Here is a 17,481-nt window from a genome sequence, read left to right as displayed (position 1 = left end):
GTAGTGTTGCCGGACCAAGATTCGGACTTGGAATAGGCGGTTCAGAGCCGCCTGTGATGCCATTTCACCATCCGGCAGTTTTATAGCTTATTTTAACAGATTTTGCAGCTTTGAGAGTAAAATAAACTAATATGCAAAAAATTCTCGTTCGTTATGCCGAAATTGGCCTAAAAGGCGGTAATCGGCCGTTTTTTGAAAACCGGTTGATTACCAATATTAAAATCGCCTTGAAAAATCCCTCACTTCAAATAATTAAAGGGCAAAAACAGATTATGATTTCCGGCGAAAACATTGACTTGGATAAATTAAAAAACGTTTTTGGCATTGCCTGGTTTGCTCCGGTTCAAGAGTCAACCAATAACCTGGAATCAATTTCTAAAATTGCTTTACAAATGGCCGTTTCTAAAAAAACTTTTAGTGTCAGAGCCCACCGTCATTTAGAAGTGGCCATTGGCGATGTGATTAGAACCAAGAAAAAGATAAAAGTCGATTTATCTCATCCCCAACAAACAATTTACATTACTGAATTTAATAATCAGACGCTTATTTTTAACCAAAAAATCCCCGGACCAGGTGGCCTGCCGGTTGCCACTTCCGGCAAAGTTTTATCTTTATTATCCGGCGGCTTTGACTCGATTGCCGCCTCGTATTTATTAGCCAAGCGGGGAGCGCAGGTGGATTTCTTACACTTTCATGTTTTTCCTGATTCAAAGACAGTTCTGCAAAGCAAAATTAAAACAATCGTTGATAAATTGTCCGGCCTGACCTTATCCCAGAATATTTATTTGGCCTCGTATTTACCCTTTCAAATGGCTGTTTTAGATTTAACTAGTCGTGATGAACCGCAGGAATTAGTGGTTTATCGCCGGTTGATGGCCAGAGTGGGGGAAATCTTGGCTAAAAAATACGGCTACCAGGCTTTAGTTTTGGGTGATAGTTTAGGTCAGGTGGCCTCTCAAACCATGGAAAATATCTGTAGCGTTGATGAGGCTGTCAAAATTCCCATTTTTCGCCCCCTAATCGGTACTGACAAAAAAGACATTATCGCTTTAGTGAAAGGTATTGGCCTGTATGAAGAAACAATTAAACCTTACAAAGATTGTTGCTCGCTTATCTCTACTCACCCAGCCATCAAGGCTAATTTTTCCCGGATACAAATATTAGAAAAAAAGATTAAAATAGACCAGATTATTAATCAAATAACCACAGATGTCCGAATTATCTCTCTCTAAAATTCACCAGCAGGTAGTTAAGTTAATTCCCTCAATTAACGAGCGGCTGCGGCTGGGTTTTTCTAAGACTAATAAAGTTAGCTATAAAACCAGTCCTCAGCTGTCAGTCTCGGTTGTTACCCATCTTGATAGTCAGATAGAAAATTTCTTAAAAAAAGCCTTGAAAAAAATTCTGCCTCAGGCCGGTTTTATCGGTGAAGAAACCGGCGTTAATGTCCGGCCGGAATATAACTGGATAATTGATCCGATTGACGGCACTTTAAATTTTGCCAATAAAATTCCGGTTTTTGCTGTCTCTATTGCCTTGTGGTATAAAAACCAGCCGGTTTATACGTTAGCTTCTTTCCCGATATCCAATGAAATCATTCATGCGCTTAAAAGCGGTGGTATATTTCTGAATCAGAAAAAAATTAAACCCAAATTTAACCGCTTAAAACAAAAGTTGCTGGTTTACTCAATGGTGGGTTCAGCCGAAGAAAAGCAAGCGGTTTTTGCTAAGATTTGTCACGTTTCTTCCGTCCCCCGCAGTTATGGTAGTTGTGTTTTTCACGGCGTCAATATTGCCTTAGGTCGGATTGATGCCGGGGTGTTTGTTAACCAGGCAGTTTGGGATATTGGCGCCATCATTTTATTGTGTCAGGAAGCCGGGTTAACAATAAAATACACTTCCGCTCCACCCAATCTAGGCACCGATAATTTGAAAACATATCAGTATTCAATGGTCATCGGCTCGGAAAATTTGGCCAACCAGCTTTATGATCACCTGTTATTTTGAAAAATCAAAGAAAAAAGTTTTTTTGCGCCACATGGTGGTGGATATGCTGTTAGTAAAAGATAACCAAATTCTTCTGGTTAAACGCAGCGGCAAGTGGGTGGAGACCGGTAAGTGGGCTTTACCGGGTGGATTTTTAGACTTGAATGAAACTGGGGCTCAGGCGGCAGTGCGCGAAATCCGCGAAGAAACCGGTTATGAGGCCAAAGTAATCAAGCTATTTATGGTTAATGACAATCCTCAGCGGCCTCACGAATTAAACCGTCAAAACGTTTCCTTAGTTTATTTACTAAAACCGCTTAAAAAGCTCGGCGGTCATGATCATGAAGTCAGTGAAATTAAATGGTTTGATTTAGACAAGCTTCCTCCGGCTAAATCTTTTGCCTTTGACCATTTAGAGATTATTCAACAGTTTTTAAGCACCAAATAGCGGTTGTTCTTGTCGGCGATAAAGTTATCAAGCAATTTTAATTTAAGCGGCTTAATTAATTTATTAATTTCTTCTTGACTGTAAAGATGGCAGTAGCGTTCGGCGTCTACGCCTAAATGCCAGGGTAAAAGATAATCATGGTTGCCAATTGATTTTCCTTTGGCCGGATTAAATTGCCAGAAACTTAAAAATAAAACTCCGTTAGATTTTAAACAAGCGGCAGCGCGCCGGAGCAGCGGCGCGCGATCAAGTTCAGATAAGTGGTGCATTACTCCTAAAATTGCTACTAAATCGAATTTTTCTTTCACCGGCCAGGGGAGCAGTAAATCTTGTTTTATCAATTTTGCCTGCGGTAGAGATTTTTTCGCCTGATCCAGTAAATACTGATTATTATCAATGCCAATATAATCAATATTTTTATGTTCTGCCAAGAATTTGCCGAACCGGCCATTGCCACACCCCAGGTCCAATACCTGCAGGTTCTCTCCCTGTAGGCCCGCCTGCCGGCGAGGCAGGTAAGGCAAGAGCTTTTTCCACCCTTCCCAGTAAAACTGCCGGGAAGTGTTAAAATACTCTTGGGTTTTTAAGTAAAACTTTTCGTTTAATTTATTTAAATCCATATGGCTAAATTTGATTTTAACCCAAAAACCTATGAGAAAAAACTTCAGCCTTTAATTAAGGAATTGGCGGCTGGCAAAAATTACGACCAGGTTTTGCGCCGTTTCCCCAAAACTGCAACCACACTTTTTACTAAAGCGGAGGTGATTAGCGGTTTAAGATATTTTAATTATCCTCCTTCTTTGGTGGCTAAGCCGGTCCGCACCTTATCCGGCGTGGTTCCGGTCACGCTTTTAACTAAGCCCTATCCTTGTCCCGGCCGCTGTCTCTATTGCCCTAATGATCCCAGGATGCCCAAAAGCTACTTGCCGAACGAGCCCGGCGGCCAGCGGGCAGTTGCCAACCAATTTAACCCTTACCGCCAAGTGATTTCCCGTTTAAAAACCTATCAGGCTAACGGTCATCCCACTGACAAAATCGAGTTAATCATTTTAGGGGGTACCTGGTCAGCTTACCCCAGAGCTTATCAAATCTGGTTTATTAAGCGTTGTTTTGAAGCCCTTAACGGTCAAAAGTCTGTTTCGTTAGCTGTAGCGCAAAAAATCAACGAAACCGCCACCAACCGCTGTGTTGGTTTAAGTCTGGAAACCCGCCCGGATTGGATTACCAAGCCAGAATTAATTCGTTTTCGCCACTTAGGTTGTACCAAAGTTCAAATCGGTATTCAGAGTTTAAGTGATCGCATTTTAAAATTGAATCAGCGCGGGCACACCGTGGCCGCCACCAAAAAGGCAATTAAATTACTGCGTTTATATGGTTTTAAAATTCAGGCCCACTGGATGGCTAACTTATACGGCGCCACCCCTAAAACAGATATTGCTGATTTTAAAAAATTATTTAGCGATAAAAATTTTCGGCCGGATGAATTAAAAATCTACCCTTGTAGCTTAATTAAATCCGCCCCACTCTATCTATATTATCAAAAAAATTTATGGCGGCCTTATACTCAATCAGAATTAATCAAAGTTTTAACTCAAACCTTGCCGCTCGTGCCGCCTTACTGCCGTGTTTCCCGGATGATCCGCGATTTTTCTGCCTCGGATATTGTTAGTGGTAACAAAACCAGTAATTTACGTCAGTTAGTCGAGCAAAAAACCACCAATAAGATTAAAGAAATCCGCTTTCGGGAAATCAGGAACGAGCCTTGGAAAAATTTAACCCTAAAAATTATCTCTTATCAGACTTCAGTCGGCGAAGAGAAGTTTTTGCAGTGGGTGACGGAAAAAAATAAACTATGCGCTTTCTTGCGTTTGTCATTACCTAAAAATAAAACTACGGCCATGATCCGCGAACTTCATGTTTATGGTCAGGCTTTGGCTTTAGGTGGCCAGGCTCGGGTACAGCACGCTGGTTTAGGTAAAAAATTAATAATGAGAGCCGCCCAGATTGCTAAAAAATTTAAATATCAAAGAGTTAGGGTTATCTCTAGCGTCGGCACCCGTGAGTATTACCGCCGTTTGGGCTTTATTGACAGGCAACTTTATCAGTCGCTTACAATTGATTGATATCCGAATCCAGAGTGTTAATCTCCTTGTCAAAATCTTGCACAGTTGTTTGATCTATCTCTTTTTCGATGGTTTCCACAGAATCATCATTGTTAATTTGTTCTTGTTGAGTTGATTCCGGTTGTCCAATTGTTGTTGTTTCATCAACTTTTTTTGGCAAGCAACCGGACAAAATAATTCCTAAACTTAAAACTATTGTGATAAAAAATATTTTTTTCATAAACTATTCTTTACGGCTTTAAGGGCATCAACCAACATTTGTCTGGTGGTTTGGACTTTTTCTCGCAGAGCTTTTAAGTCTACCCTTAAGCTGGTTTTTGCTTGGGATGCGCCAACCTTTAAACCGCTTTCTTCAGTGAATTCAATTACGTACACTTTTTTAGCTTGCTCTTCCACTGCCGCCTTAGTGGCGGTAATTGAATCTTGGGTCTTAGCAATTGCTGCTTCGGCTGCGGTTGTATTTTTGCCTTGCTCTTTAAGTTTGGCCACTCGACTGGACAGTTTTTCTAACAGTTGAGTCATTCGGTCTAATACATTAGTCATGGCTTTAGTCGCCTGGTCATTGATATGAGCCAGCTGCTGATTAATTCTCTCCGCAATTTTTTGTTTCCTCTGATCTTTAATTGTTTTTACTTTTTCTTTAAATGCCTGGTTTTCTTGCTGTATTAAGAGGCGATTTTTGCCTGTTTCGGAAGCTTCTTTTTGACCCAATACCGGGGTCGCACTAATCAGGAATAAAGCCAAAATAATTATCAACCTTCTCATGTATCCTAAAATTAGCATGGATGTTACAATAAATCAATGTTTTTGTTAAAAATTTTCCGGCCGAAAAATTTACTGAAATTGGCCTGGTTTGCTTTCGGTGCTTTTGGTTTATACATCGTTATTAAGCAGTATTATCCTGATTTTCCCAAAAATCTGGCCACTTCAAGTTTAATTAAAGGTGTTCAGGGCAGCCTTGTCTCCTCCGGTGAATCTCCCCAGCCTCTGAATTTAAACAATTTAAAAGATCTAACTCCCCAGGAGGTTAGTCAGGCAATTAGCCAGGCAGTCAAGCAGGAAATTACCCAGATTTTAGAAACTACCACTACTCAAATTAGGCAGTTTCCGGCCCAACAGGTAAGAAAGATTAAAATCGGCGCCTGCGAAAATCTTTTAGAGGAAGACATTTGTAATGTCGCTAAAGAAATTAAATGTCAATAAAATATGATTTTTCTTAATTTTAAGATTTATCGCCAAACCTGCGGGGAGAATACTCTTAAACTTTGCCGTCTGATCCGCCAACTGGCAGACAAACTTGTAATTCCTTGTCTTCAGGCTGTGGATATTTACCAGGTTAAGCAAGCTTTGCCTGATTTAGAAATCTGGGCCCAGCACGCCGACCCGGTTGAGTCTGGAAAATTTACCGGCTGGCAGGCACCAGCAAGTTTAAAATTTGCCGGAGCCTCAGGGGTGTTATTAAATCACGCCGAACACCTGCTTGATTGGTCAACTATTATCAAAACCACGGCTTTTTGCCGGAAGGTAGGGCTCAAATTTATGTTAATGGCATCCGATTTGGCCATGATTACCAAATTTAACACCTTAAAACCTGATTTTATCGCTTTTGAAGATCCCCGGCTGATTGGCGGGCCGGTCGCTATGATTGATGCCCATGAGGCTTTAATTAAAAAAGCCGTTCAAGTGGCTCAGGCACCTTTAATTATCGGCGGGGGAATTAGAAACAAACTCCATGTTCAAAAAGCTTTAGCCGCCGGCGGTGCCGGAGTGTTAGTCGCTTCCGAATTTGCCAAATCAGATAATCAGGAACAAACTCTAAAAGAATTAATACTGGGACTTGACCGTTAGCACTCTTTTGTTTATACTGCTAAATTATGGCTATTCTTTTAGGTCCGCACCAGAATAAACCAACCAAAAGGGTTGTTCCGCTTGTGCCCTTGCGTGAAGGGGTTGTCTTTCCTCACAGTGAGTCGGTCTTGACTTTTGGCCGGGCCAAAAGTAGTGCCGGTGTCGAGGCCGCTTTTCGCACCGATCGATTAATTGTTTTCGTGGCGCAAAAAAACCCTGAAGTTGCCGAACCGGGGGTAAACGATATTTATACAATCGGGACGCTTTGCAGCCTGGAAAGAATTTTAAAGACCGATGGGGAAATTAACGCTCTGGTCAAGGGTTTAGTCCGGGTCAAAATTAACAGTTTAACTGCCAGTGAACCTTTTTTAGTTGGCGAAGTGGAAGAATTAGCGGAAATTACCGAAGAATCTGATGAGGTTACGGCTTTGCTGAAGCTGGTTAGCAATAACTATAAACAAGCCGTCAATATGGGTAAATCCGTCGATTTTTTCATGTTTATGCGGGTAATGAGCGGGGTTTCCGCTTCCGAGCTGGCTGATCAAATTGCCACCAATCTGGATATTTCTACCAGTCAAAAACAGTTTCTCTTGGAAACTCTGGAGGTGAAAAAACGTTTGGAATTAGTTTCCGACCACCTCTCGCAGGAATTAAAAATTTTGGAAATTGAACGCAATATTAATACTAAAACCCAGAAGAAATTCGATAAAAACATGCGGGAGACTGTTTTGCGCGAACGTTTAAAAACCATTCAAAAAGAACTGGGCGATGACAGTGAAAATAAAGACATTAAAGAATATCGGGAGAAAATCACCGCCGCCAAGATGCCTAATGAGGCAAACAAAAAAGCCTTGGAAGAATTAAACCGTCTGGAAGAAATGCATATGTATAATCCAGAAACAGGCTATATTCGTACCTATTTGGATTGGCTTTGTGGCTTGCCCTGGAGTGTTGGTAGTCCCAATAATGTCAGTATGAATAAGGCTGAGAGTATCCTCGAAGCCGATCATTATGGTCTTGAAGAAGTTAAAGACAGAATTATGGAATATTTAGCCGTGCTCCAGTTGAAAAAACAACGTCAGGGCGCTAATAAATCTGTTGTTCCGGCCGGACCGACGATTCTTTGCTTCGTTGGCCCTCCCGGAGTTGGTAAAACCTCGATTGGCCGTTCGATTGCCCGGGCCTTAAATCGTAAATTTGTCAAAGTTTCTTTAGGCGGTATTCGCGACGAAGCCGAAATCCGCGGCCACCGCCGCACTTATGTTGGTGCCTTGCCCGGCCGGATTATTCAGGGGATTAAAACCGCCGGGACCAATAATCCGGTCTTTATGCTGGATGAAATTGACAAGGTTGGGGCAGATTTTCGCGGTGACCCCTCGGCCGCTTTATTGGAAGCTTTGGACCCCGAGCAGAATAAAGATTTTTCCGATCACTATCTGGAAGTGGCTTTTGATTTATCCCAGGTGATGTTTATCACCACAGCTAATATTTTAGATACGATCCCGCCGTCCTTAAGAGACCGTTTAGAAGTAATTCATTTTTCCGGTTATACCGCTGATGAAAAAGAAAAAATTGCCCTAAAATACTTGATCAATAAAAGCTTAAATGCCAGCGGTCTGACTAAAAAACAGGCGATTTTACCCTTATCAAGTTTGAAAAAAATTATTTCCGGCTACACTCATGAAGCCGGCGTTCGCGGCTTAGAAAGAGAAATCTCTAAGGTTTTTCGCAAAATTGCCAAGAAAATTGCCTTTAAAAAACGTGGTCCCTTTAAAGTTATCCCTAAAAATTTATTTGAATATCTTGGCCCGGAAGCATTTTCTCCTGTTTTGGCCGGACAAAAAGATGATATTGGTGTGGCTACCGGCCTGGCTTGGACCGAAGCCGGCGGCGATGTTTTATTTATTGAAGTAGCGATTGTTCCCGGCAAAGGCAAAATTACCCTTACCGGTCATTTAGGCGAAGTGATGAAAGAATCTGCTCAAGCCGCCATCTCTTATGTCCGTTCCCGCTGGCAGCAGCTAAAACTCAACAAGAATTTTTATCAAACCGTGGATATCCATATTCATGTGCCTGAGGGGGCGGTGCCTAAAGACGGTCCGTCGGCCGGTATTACCATGGCCACCGCCGTTATTTCCGCTTTAACTAAGAAAAAAGTTAAAAAAACTGTCGCCATGACCGGTGAAATTACCCTTCGGGGCCGGGTCCTGGAAATCGGCGGGGTTAAAGAAAAAGTCATCGCCGCTCATCGTGCCGGCATCACCATGGTAATTTTACCGAAAGACAATCAGAAAAATTTAGACAAACTTCCCGCTAAAGTTAAAAAAGAAATTAAGTTTGAATTCGTTTCCCACCTGGATGAAGTGCTTAAATTAGCCTTCGTCTGACTTTAAGGTTAAGATGGTTGCATCATGGCTTACTGGCAAAAGGCTGGCTTTATTTTTTCTTTAGGCCTGATTGTCGGCGTTTTTTCAGTCGGCGGCTTTTCTGTCAATCAACCGGCGTTTTTATCCCCATTAAGCAGTAGCAGTGAAGATACTTCAGTGCCTTTACAGATTGTGATTCCGGCCGGAACTATCCAAGCCCAAGTAATCGAAATTCCTCGTGTTCCCTCAACTAAACCAGAAGTTGAGCCAAAAACCAATAACCAACTCAAAGGGGAATATAAAATTGCCCTATTAGGTGATTCCATGATCGATACTGCCGGTCCGGGGTTTCCGGCATTACAGCAGGAGCTCAGTCGCTATTTTCCCGCCGCCGCCTTTCAAATTTTCAATTACGGCGCCGGCGCTACCAACTTAGAATTTGGCCTGCATCGGTTAAATAATGATTATCAATATTTAGGCCAAACCATTCCGGCTCTCTTCTCTGTCCAGCCGGATATTATTATTATTGAGTCCATGGCCTACAATCATGGGAGCCAGTCCCAGGAGGATTTGGATAAACAGTGGCTGACTTTAGGCAAAATTGTCGAGACGGTCAGAAACAACAGTCACGCGAAATTGATATTTTTGGCCACCATTGCCCCCAACTCCAAGCTTTTTGCCGGCAACATTGAAGGATTAAATTTATCAGCCAATGATCGGGCTGATCAGGCTAAAACAGTTAAGTTATATTTGAATAATTTTATTAACTTTGCTCACAGCCAAAACATTCCTTTAATTAATGTCTATGAGGCGAGTTTATCTCCAGACGGAGAAGGTAATAGCCGCTATATCAGTCATGACGGCCTTCATCCTTCTGTGGCTGGTCACGAACTGACCGCTAAACTTATCTTAAATTATTTCCGTTAGCTTTCGTCTGATTTTTCTTCTTTAAAAATCACTTTATCATCACTGGTGGTTTTCAAAACTCCTAAATCTTTTAATTCCGATAATAAAAATCCGTCGCAAATAATACCTGATTTGGAAAAAATATTATTCAACTCTTTTTTGATTTTTTCCTCGACTTGGGTTCGATAAGAGGTTAACTGATTTAAGGAGACCTCTGATAAAACGCTTCTGATGCGGCTCCGGGAAACCGGCCGGACAATTTTACTGATAAAATTCTCTCCAATCGTTTCCCACAGTTCATTGGCCCGGGTTTTATCGATTTTAAATAAGATTGAACCTTCTAATTGGATATTTTTTCCGTCTGAAGTCTTGCCGGTAATCGCTTCATCGCCCATTGCTTCTTTATAAGTTAAATCAAAGTCATGCCGGATTAAGTATTCCAGAATCTGCGCGTTAAACAGCTTGGCTCTTTGCCAAAAGGGGATTTTAAGATGTAATCCCGGACCCTTAACTTTTTTTAATACCCCTCGTCCTAAGTCATGGATGCAGGCGACGTGTCCCGGCGGCACATTGACAAAAAATCCGCCGACCACCTCATCGGCTAAGAAAGAAACCACTAATTTATCAAACTCCATTTATTTTACCCCTTCTTTGGGTTTATCAATAATTAGGCCGTAGGCTAATTTCTTCAGCCTGCCCCTGGATTCATAATAGATAATTTTTACGGCCTTAGCAAGCATGATTACAATTGAAAACAGTAAAGTGGTAATCACAAACAATTTTTTCCCGGCCGGCATAAAAGCAAAAAAACTAAACGCCCCGATCGGCAAGATAAATAAAGTTAATAGTTCGCTTCTGCCGGTTGGGAAGGGCGACAGCAACCCCGACAGTCCTTCGGCGACAAAAATAACCAGCGAATTGATGAGATTTAAAGTTACATTCGGGTGGGTTAAATCAAACCGGCCGTTTAGCCAGGTTAAATTAAAGTGTTCCGGATGCGCTGGCATCCACTTATAAATCAAATGAAAATCTGCCCCCTCCAAACCGGTGGTAAAAATCCGGTAAAGCATCAGCATCACCATTATCTGAAAAAAGATATCGAACGAGGACATAAAGATGATTCTTCTGTTTCTCCTCATTAATTTTTTCGTTTCTTCCCGTTCTCTGATAGGATCTTTAGCGTGTAATGCCTGAATTTCTGAAAATTTTTCCGAGATTTCATGCCGTTCTTTAGCGCTGCGAGAGGAAGAAAGAGAGATGGGTATCCAGATAATTCTAAAAATTATCGTAAAAATAATCACCGCATTTCCCATGTCCAAATATTGCGGCGCCACCCTCCCTAAAGCCCAGTAAATTCCTACCAATAGATTAAAAAACGGCTGATAAATAAAGGTCGTAAACCAACCCATATGGTTATTGTAGTAAAAAGGCGGCCTTTCCGCCACTTTTCTTATCACACACCCGGTGTGTGATAGAGGTAATTAGCTCCAGCGGATTAAAATTGCGCCGAGGGTGGCGGCGATGACGGCGGCAAACTTACCAGCGCGCCAATAAAACTAAAATAAAATGAGAACGCCCAAGCGTCTTTATTCCCTTTGAGAATATAGCGGGTAATTAAATTATCCCCGGTATAAAACAGTCCTGATATCAACGCCCAGATTAACCACATAAAGGCATTTTAACACGTTACCTTGCTATAGTCTTATCACACACCCGGTGTGTGATAGAGGTGGTTTCGTTTATTCCGTTCCGGAACGGAATGTTAGGAAGTAATGCTTGGCTCCAAAGCCGATTTTACATTTTCAAGTAATTCCTGAAACAATGTTTCTCCACCCGGATAATCAGAAACAAACTTATTTGCCAGATGTTTTCTGATATCTAAATGTTCTGTATTTGGTTGGTCGATATGTGCCGCAATTACCGTATCTTGTCCAAATTCAAATAGACGCAGGTGCAATCTTCCTGATTTGAAAATATTCAGTGAAGAAAATTTATTTCTAGGCTCGCTTTTCCTGTTTGTGGGAATAGGATTTTCCAGTAATTGTTGGCGAAGTCCGGCAATATTGCTATGGACAGGTGATAATTTTTCCCCATGAGGCATACTCAGCATAGCAAAATTATCAAAACCTAAATTTTGCAATAATTGCAAAAAAGAAAAATAATCTGAGGAATTAACCTTAAAAGGTAAAACAAAGATTCTGTTTGCCTCCGGTTCTTTTTGCACAATGGCAGAAAACTCAGGATCGGCTACTTCTTTAATAGAAAAATCAAGTTTTTGAATCGGAGCGACCAATTTTACACTCTCCCTTATCCCTAAAATTCCCAGACCCTTTTCAATTGCAGAACCAATCATATTCATAGCTGTTTTTTGTGCCACTGCCAGGCAGATCTAACAATTGTTTCTAAATCCGAATATTTTGGTCGCCAGCCTAAGTCTTTTTGAATTTTTGTCGGGTCGGCCACCAACTCATTAGCATCTCCCGGTCGCCTTGGTCCGATTTTTAACTTTAATTTTTTAGCGCTGACTTTTTCCACCATTTTGATCACTTCTAAAGAAGAATAACCTTTTCCGGCACCCACATTATAAACCTCGCTTTTATGACCGGAAATAAGTGCTTTTAAGGCTAAAATATGCGCCTCGGCCAAATCCAAAACATGGATGTAATCCCGGATACAAGTTCCATCTTTAGTCGGATAATCGTTGCCGAACAAAGAGAACTCCCGGTTTTCCAAAATCGCTTTAATCAGGTTAGGGATTAAATGGCTTTCCGGTTGATGGTTTTCTCCTAATCCTTCGCCAGCAGGCGAAGCCCCCGCCGCGTTAAAATATCTTAAAGAAATCGATTTTAAACCGTAAATCCGGTCATAAAAATCTAAAGTTTCCTCCACCATTAATTTTGACTGTCCATACGGATTTTCCGGCTCTTTCCGGTCATCTTCTTTAATCGGAATTCTGATCGGATTGCCGTACACTCCGGCGGTGGAAGAAAAAATTAAATATTTAACCTTAGTGTCTACCATTGCTTGGATTAAGTGTTGTGAACCGACAAAATTATTTTCAAAATATTTTTGCGGATTAGTCATTGATTCACCCATTTCGATATAAGCGGCAAAATGCATCACCGCCTCGATTTTTTCCGTTGCTAACAGTTGTTTTAATTTGTTGATATCTTGAATATCCTGTCCGTCTTTTTTATCAAAAATTACCACTTTCTGTCCGTTTTTTTCTAAAGCACTAGCCGTAATCGAGCCAATATAGCCTTTGCCGCCGGTCACTAATATTTTCATAACCAATTTCTGGTGATTATTAATCCGGCCAACATCCCCAAAGAATCAAAACCTACATCTCTTAAGGTTCCTTCTCTGCCGGTCACAAAAGTCTGATGCCATTCATCAGTTAAAGCATAAATCAAGCCTAAAACAAACGCAGTCATAAAAATTTTTTTATAAGTAAATTTTCCTTTTTGTGAGACTGCCCGGAAAATTAATCCGTATAAAATAGCGTATTCTGTCAGATGGCCGGTTTTTTTAAAAATAAAATCCAGCCAGCTGAAAGCTACCCCCGGGTTATTAATCGGTTGGCCGGATATGAAGAAAATTATTACCATCCAAATCATTGCCGGCAGCCACAATTTAAATCTTTCCTTGAGTGTCATGAGGTTTATTATAATGGTTGCTTTTTGTAAAAACTACCACTGTCGTAGCCATCAAAGCTAAACCCAAGCCGATTAGACCAAAAGATAATAAATAAGGATTTTTGGTTTTTCCGGCTTTCGTCGCCGGCTCAGTTTCCCCCAAAACCTCGCCTTCAGGCGTGGCCAACTCAGCTATTAAATTTTCTTCAGGATCAAATGATGGATCAACGACCCCGAGCGAACCTGTCCCGAGTGCAATCGAGGGACTCGAGGGGCTGGGTTTTGGGCTGGGGGATTTTGATGGTAATGGTGTTGGACTTGGACTTCGACTCGGGCTGGGTTCAGGACTTGGTGAGGGAGTAGATGAGGGTGACGGACTCGGCGCTGGTGACGGGCTGGGCATAAAACAACCAAGATTCGAATCCTTTTGACCACCGCCATTAGGACCATCTTTGGTTACTGTTGTCGTTACTATCCATGTCCCGTTGCCGTCAGGATTTCGCGCTCCCACCTCATTTCCTTTAATCTCAGCTAAAGTAACTTGAGTTGCTTCTGAACAAAATTGTTCTGTCCAGTTACCATAACTAACGCAATCAGTTACATTTTCACCACTCTTTAATTTAATAATATCGCCGTCATGATTTAATTTATTGCTCCATTCTGTTACTGTCCAACCTTTTGCTGCTAAAATGCAGTTAAAACTTTTTGGATTACCTGAAGTACTACCATCGACTAAGCTGTATTCGCTCAGATCCACAGAATTATCAGAGTCGTTATAAATTTCAACCCAATCACTTGAAGTGTCTGAGCTAAATTCATTAATCCGTATTTGTCCCAATATTTTATTTGGAGTAATTAAAAATAAAGCGCCGGTGAGGGCGCTAATGAAAATTTTTGTTCGTATATTATTTATGCGGGCAGGCATTAAGAATAGTGTATCAAAAAAAATTATTGAAGATGAAGATAAAGGGTCATCTTACCATCATTGTGAAAAACCCGAACATTATTGCCCATAGCGGAACTTCCTCGGTAGAAATAAGCAATTCCATCATCAGTGGTTTTAACGATGGCATTTGGATCAACGATGTCAAAACCGTTATGAAAGTTATTTGGATATTTATATGAATATGGAGTATGTCCCCAACATTGCGTAACTCGAATATTCCCCATGGGCCAATCGTGGCCTCCATTGCCTACAGTTTTAGTAACAGGCTCATTACCAACATCATCACATGACTTACTATCAAATAATACTGTTTTGGATGATAGGTAGTCATAGGGGTTAGTGTCAGCATAATAATTAAAATTTTCCCTCTCATTTTCCCTTAGATTATAAATACCAAAGTGTAAATGCGGACCGGTAGAATTACCGGTGCTACCCATAATTCCAATAACTTCCCCTTTTTTCACATTACGTTTTTCTGTAAACTTAGAATTTAGTAAAGCTTCGAGCTCTGCTCGTGCCTCTGCTAATGATTGTTGGTAAGTTTTTTCATCATTCTTAGTAATTTCTAATAATTGTTGCTTGCTTTGTTTTTGTGTCAGTAGGTTGGAGTTTTGCGTTGCTAGCGTTTGTCTTAAAGCTTCCGCTTGTTTTTGTTTTTCTTCCTCAAGCTGTTTTTGCTGTTCGTGTTGGTTTTTTGTACTTTGCAGCTCCATTAGCAAATTTCGGTCATTTTGTTGGGCCAGTTCCAGGTATTTGGCTTTTTGCATAAAGCTGGTTAACCCATCGCTGGAAAACAACATCAGTATCGGGTTAAATAAACTTCTTTTATAGCCGGCTCCGACCCGGGAAACCAAAAGCTTGGAAATCTCTGTTAAGTTTTCATCCAGCCGGCTGATTTTTACCGTTAAAGTGGCAATGTCTTCTTCCAGGACCTTCAATTCTTGTTCGGTTTTGGCGATTTGGGCCATGGTTAAAGCCATTTTATTGTCTAAATAGACAATGGTGGAGTTTAAGGTTTTTTGTTGTCCCTGATTCTCGTTTAATTTATTTTGGTAGCAATTAACTTTTTCACTGCTGCCGGTAGAAAAATTAGCGCAATCATCAGCCTGAATTTCTACCGTCGATATACATAATAGCAGTAAGCAAATCCCTAAAATTTTTTTCCACATGGCTTAATTTTATTCTTCTTTTAAAAATCTGTGTGTGGCCAATAAACCGCCGGTTGCTCCGATCAAGGCACCTAAAAATAATTCAATCAATAGTACCAGCATCATAAACCAGAAAGGAATCGGGAGTAACGGAATATCCTGGAGCCAATTAGTTAAGAAGGGTGTCGAGTAAAGTAACAGTAAATATGACACTCCCCAGGCCAAAAAACTACCCACGATTCCGTAAATTATCCCGGTTAAGATAAATGGTTTTCTGATAAACCAACTAGTGGCGCCGATTAGACGTAAAATCTCAATTTCTTCCCGCCTAGAGGCAATCTGCATACCGGTAATCACCAAAATTACCAAAATCGACTCTACGGTCAAATAAATAATTATTCCGAGGCCCAACGTCTTAATGCTGTTAATCCATTTGGCCAGGTTATTAATAATATCTTCGTAATAAACCACTTCGTCGACATTATCTTGCACCTGCAGAATTTGCCTTAAATCCTTTAAATCTTTTAAATCTTTCGCTGAGATCTCGATTGAAGCGGGTAGAATACTATAATCGACTAATTCCAACAACAGGGGATTATCTTTATTTTTTTCTTTATAAATTGCTTCCGCCTCGTGGGTGGAAACGTAGCGGAAATCATTTAACTTGCCGGTTTTATCCAGCTGCGCCCGGATATTGGCAATATTGGCATCGGTTAAATCTTTCCCCGGTTTAAAAAAGGCGATTACCTGAGGGGCCGATTCAAAATATTTCAAAATTTTGATTGAACCGAAAGAAATCAGGACAAAAACGGCGATTACCAATAAAGTTAAAGTTGTCGTCATTACTGCTGCCAGATTTTGCCAAGGGCTTCTTCTTATCTGTGTCCAGGTTTTTTTAAGAAAGGTCATATTTTTATTTTATACTTTCCTTTCTTCGTGTCCGTTATCACTTTGCCTTTATTTAAAGTAATGACTCTTTCTTCAAAATTATTTACCACTTCGGCGTTATGGGTGGCGACCAGTACGGTTGTCCCGGCTAGGTTAATTTCTTTGAATAGTTTTAAAATATCAAAACCGGCTTGAGGATCAAGGTTGCCTGTCGGTTCATCAGCCAACAGGATATCTGGCTTCCCGACAATTGCCCGGGCAATTCCCACCCGCTGTAGTTCGCCTCCGGAAATCTGCCTCGGGAAAAAATTGCCTTTTTTTTCCAAACCGACATTTTTTAAAACCTCGTGAACTCTTTTATCAATTTCCTCATCTTTAATTCCTTCCACCTCCAAATTTAAAGCCACATTTTCTTTTACCGTTCGATCACCCAATAGTTTGAAATCCTGAAAGCACATGGCTGTCTGCCGCCTCAAAAAAGGAATTTCTTTTTGTTTAATTTCCGCCAAATTTTTATCTTTAATTAAAATTTCTCCCTGAGTGGGGATAATTTCCCGCCGCAATAATTTCATTACCGTGGTTTTACCTGCCCCTGAAGGTCCGATGAAAAACACAAACTCACCCTTTTTTATTTGGAAAGAGGCTTCATGAAGAGCTTGAGTTCCGTCCGGAAAAATTTTGGTGACTTTTTGAAAAACAATCATTCTTGAATTTCTAAGCGCCCGACGTCCATCAACCAGCCGGCTTTTTGCGCTTGAAATGTCTGTCCCCAAACTTTAACCTTTTTCCCGACAAATTGATCTAAGTCGATAATTGATGAGGTTAGGTAAACGTTTTGTGATTCGCCCCCCTCCCTGATTAAATGATGGGAACCTTCTCCGTCAATTCCTCCCTGGACTAATTGGCCTTCGGCTAAATCTGGAAATGATTTCTCGTCTTGGACGCCAAAAGTAGCGCCTTTTTTCATGGTTTCATCTGTTGCCGTTCGGCTCAGATATTTTACTCCGGTCGTACCTCCGGGCTGTTTCAAACGAAATAGTCCAAAACCCGAACCGGCGCCTAAAAGAATTATTACTAAAAACCAGAGGATTAATTTCCCCTTGCTTTTTGCCTGTGGTTTTTTAGACATCATTGGCGTCGTTGTATCCGAAGATAAATTTAATGGTTTTATTTCGACCATAGGTTGA

The 17,481-nt window shown here is 40.9% G+C and carries 21 protein-coding genes and 1 pseudogene; 8 read left to right on the top strand and 14 right to left on the bottom strand.

From position 1 onward, the window contains the following. Window positions 1-131 precede the first annotated feature (131 nt). Genes thiI through NTZ93_03135 form a run of 3 tightly spaced genes read left to right on the top strand, consistent with a single transcriptional unit; the run spans window position 132 to window position 2,434 of the window. Complete coding sequence (gene thiI / locus NTZ93_03145) at window positions 132-1,232, top strand: tRNA 4-thiouridine(8) synthase ThiI (GenBank protein ID MCX6816834.1); 1,101 nt, start codon at window positions 132-134, stop codon at window positions 1,230-1,232. Then, the gene (locus tag NTZ93_03140; protein ID MCX6816833.1) at window positions 1,210-2,007 is read left to right on the top strand and encodes an inositol monophosphatase; all 798 of its coding nucleotides are present in this window, start codon (window positions 1,210-1,212) and stop codon (window positions 2,005-2,007) included. The genes thiI and NTZ93_03140 overlap by 23 nt, the downstream gene beginning before the upstream one ends. Beyond that, entirely contained in the window at window positions 1,988-2,434 is a 447-nt protein-coding gene (locus tag NTZ93_03135) for an NUDIX hydrolase (GenBank protein ID MCX6816832.1), read from the top strand. Before NTZ93_03140 ends, NTZ93_03135 begins: the two co-directional genes overlap by 20 nt. Here NTZ93_03135 and NTZ93_03130 read toward each other — a convergent pair. Then, window positions 2,410-3,054: a class I SAM-dependent methyltransferase gene (locus NTZ93_03130; protein ID MCX6816831.1), complete on the bottom strand. Its 645-nt coding sequence runs from the start codon at window positions 3,052-3,054 to the stop codon at window positions 2,410-2,412. The genes NTZ93_03135 and NTZ93_03130 overlap by 25 nt on opposite strands. Here NTZ93_03130 and NTZ93_03125 point away from each other — a divergent pair, their 5' ends adjacent. Then, a complete protein-coding gene (locus tag NTZ93_03125) occupies window positions 3,055-4,557 on the top strand; it encodes a tRNA uridine(34) 5-carboxymethylaminomethyl modification radical SAM/GNAT enzyme Elp3 (GenBank protein MCX6816830.1) in 1,503 nt (500 codons plus the stop codon). It abuts the gene before it with no gap. Here the strand turns inward: NTZ93_03125 and NTZ93_03120 are convergent. Both NTZ93_03120 and NTZ93_03115 read right to left on the bottom strand, forming a co-directional pair. Next, on the bottom strand, window positions 4,544-4,777 hold the full coding sequence (locus NTZ93_03120) for a hypothetical protein (GenBank protein MCX6816829.1): 234 nt from the start codon (window positions 4,775-4,777) through the stop codon (window positions 4,544-4,546). The genes NTZ93_03125 and NTZ93_03120 overlap by 14 nt on opposite strands. Further along, on the bottom strand, window positions 4,774-5,340 hold the full coding sequence (locus NTZ93_03115) for a hypothetical protein (protein MCX6816828.1): 567 nt from the start codon (window positions 5,338-5,340) through the stop codon (window positions 4,774-4,776). The genes NTZ93_03120 and NTZ93_03115 overlap by 4 nt, the downstream gene beginning before the upstream one ends. Window positions 5,341-5,358: 18 nt before the next feature. Between NTZ93_03115 and NTZ93_03110 the strand changes: the two genes are divergently transcribed. Genes NTZ93_03110 through NTZ93_03095 form a run of 4 tightly spaced genes read left to right on the top strand, consistent with a single transcriptional unit; the run spans window position 5,359 to window position 9,698 of the window. After that, window positions 5,359-5,760, top strand: a complete 402-nt coding sequence (locus tag NTZ93_03110; GenBank protein MCX6816827.1) for a hypothetical protein — start codon at window positions 5,359-5,361, stop codon at window positions 5,758-5,760. 3 nt (window positions 5,761-5,763) lie between these two features. Further along, window positions 5,764-6,405: a triose-phosphate isomerase gene (locus tag NTZ93_03105; protein MCX6816826.1), complete on the top strand. Its 642-nt coding sequence runs from the start codon at window positions 5,764-5,766 to the stop codon at window positions 6,403-6,405. 26 nt (window positions 6,406-6,431) lie between these two features. Next, on the top strand, window positions 6,432-8,792 hold the full coding sequence (lon, locus tag NTZ93_03100; protein MCX6816825.1) for an endopeptidase La: 2,361 nt from the start codon (window positions 6,432-6,434) through the stop codon (window positions 8,790-8,792). Between the two features lie 24 nt (window positions 8,793-8,816). After that, complete coding sequence (locus NTZ93_03095; GenBank protein ID MCX6816824.1) at window positions 8,817-9,698, top strand: SGNH/GDSL hydrolase family protein; 882 nt, start codon at window positions 8,817-8,819, stop codon at window positions 9,696-9,698. On the opposite strand, the gene NTZ93_03090 is transcribed toward NTZ93_03095, so the two are convergent. The 11 genes and pseudogenes from NTZ93_03090 to NTZ93_03040 form a co-directional block, all read right to left on the bottom strand. Continuing rightward, entirely contained in the window at window positions 9,695-10,312 is a 618-nt protein-coding gene (locus NTZ93_03090; GenBank protein MCX6816823.1) for an SPFH domain-containing protein, read from the bottom strand. The genes NTZ93_03095 and NTZ93_03090 overlap by 4 nt on opposite strands. Continuing rightward, window positions 10,313-11,086, bottom strand: coding sequence for a YidC/Oxa1 family membrane protein insertase (locus tag NTZ93_03085; protein ID MCX6816822.1), 774 nt, complete (start codon window positions 11,084-11,086; stop codon window positions 10,313-10,315). An 86-nt stretch (window positions 11,087-11,172) separates the two neighbouring features. After that, entirely contained in the window at window positions 11,173-11,346 is a 174-nt protein-coding gene (locus NTZ93_03080) for a hypothetical protein (GenBank protein MCX6816821.1), read from the bottom strand. 93 nt (window positions 11,347-11,439) lie between these two features. Beyond that, a complete protein-coding gene (locus NTZ93_03075) occupies window positions 11,440-12,036 on the bottom strand; it encodes a hypothetical protein (protein MCX6816820.1) in 597 nt (198 codons plus the stop codon). Then, window positions 12,033-12,965: a UDP-glucose 4-epimerase GalE gene (gene galE / locus NTZ93_03070; protein ID MCX6816819.1), complete on the bottom strand. Its 933-nt coding sequence runs from the start codon at window positions 12,963-12,965 to the stop codon at window positions 12,033-12,035. The genes NTZ93_03075 and galE overlap by 4 nt, the downstream gene beginning before the upstream one ends. After that, entirely contained in the window at window positions 12,962-13,333 is a 372-nt protein-coding gene (locus tag NTZ93_03065; GenBank protein MCX6816818.1) for a VanZ family protein, read from the bottom strand. Before NTZ93_03065 ends, galE begins: the two co-directional genes overlap by 4 nt. Next, window positions 13,311-14,237: a lamin tail domain-containing protein gene (locus NTZ93_03060; GenBank protein ID MCX6816817.1), complete on the bottom strand. Its 927-nt coding sequence runs from the start codon at window positions 14,235-14,237 to the stop codon at window positions 13,311-13,313. Before NTZ93_03060 ends, NTZ93_03065 begins: the two co-directional genes overlap by 23 nt. A 407-nt stretch (window positions 14,238-14,644) precedes the next feature. Continuing rightward, window positions 14,645-14,734 (bottom strand): annotated as a pseudogene (locus NTZ93_03055) (M23 family metallopeptidase). Between the two features lie 702 nt (window positions 14,735-15,436). Then, window positions 15,437-16,315: a permease-like cell division protein FtsX gene (locus NTZ93_03050; GenBank protein MCX6816816.1), complete on the bottom strand. Its 879-nt coding sequence runs from the start codon at window positions 16,313-16,315 to the stop codon at window positions 15,437-15,439. Beyond that, complete coding sequence (gene ftsE, locus NTZ93_03045; GenBank protein MCX6816815.1) at window positions 16,312-16,998, bottom strand: cell division ATP-binding protein FtsE; 687 nt, start codon at window positions 16,996-16,998, stop codon at window positions 16,312-16,314. Before ftsE ends, NTZ93_03050 begins: the two co-directional genes overlap by 4 nt. Then, a complete protein-coding gene (locus NTZ93_03040) occupies window positions 16,995-17,474 on the bottom strand; it encodes a hypothetical protein (GenBank protein MCX6816814.1) in 480 nt (159 codons plus the stop codon). The genes ftsE and NTZ93_03040 overlap by 4 nt, the downstream gene beginning before the upstream one ends. Window positions 17,475-17,481: the final 7 nt, after the last annotated feature.

Source organism: Candidatus Beckwithbacteria bacterium (assembly GCA_026397255.1).
GTDB lineage: Bacteria > Patescibacteriota > Microgenomatia > UBA1400 > CG1-02-47-37 > JAPLVF01.
This window is presented reverse-complemented; position numbering and strand designations above follow the sequence as displayed.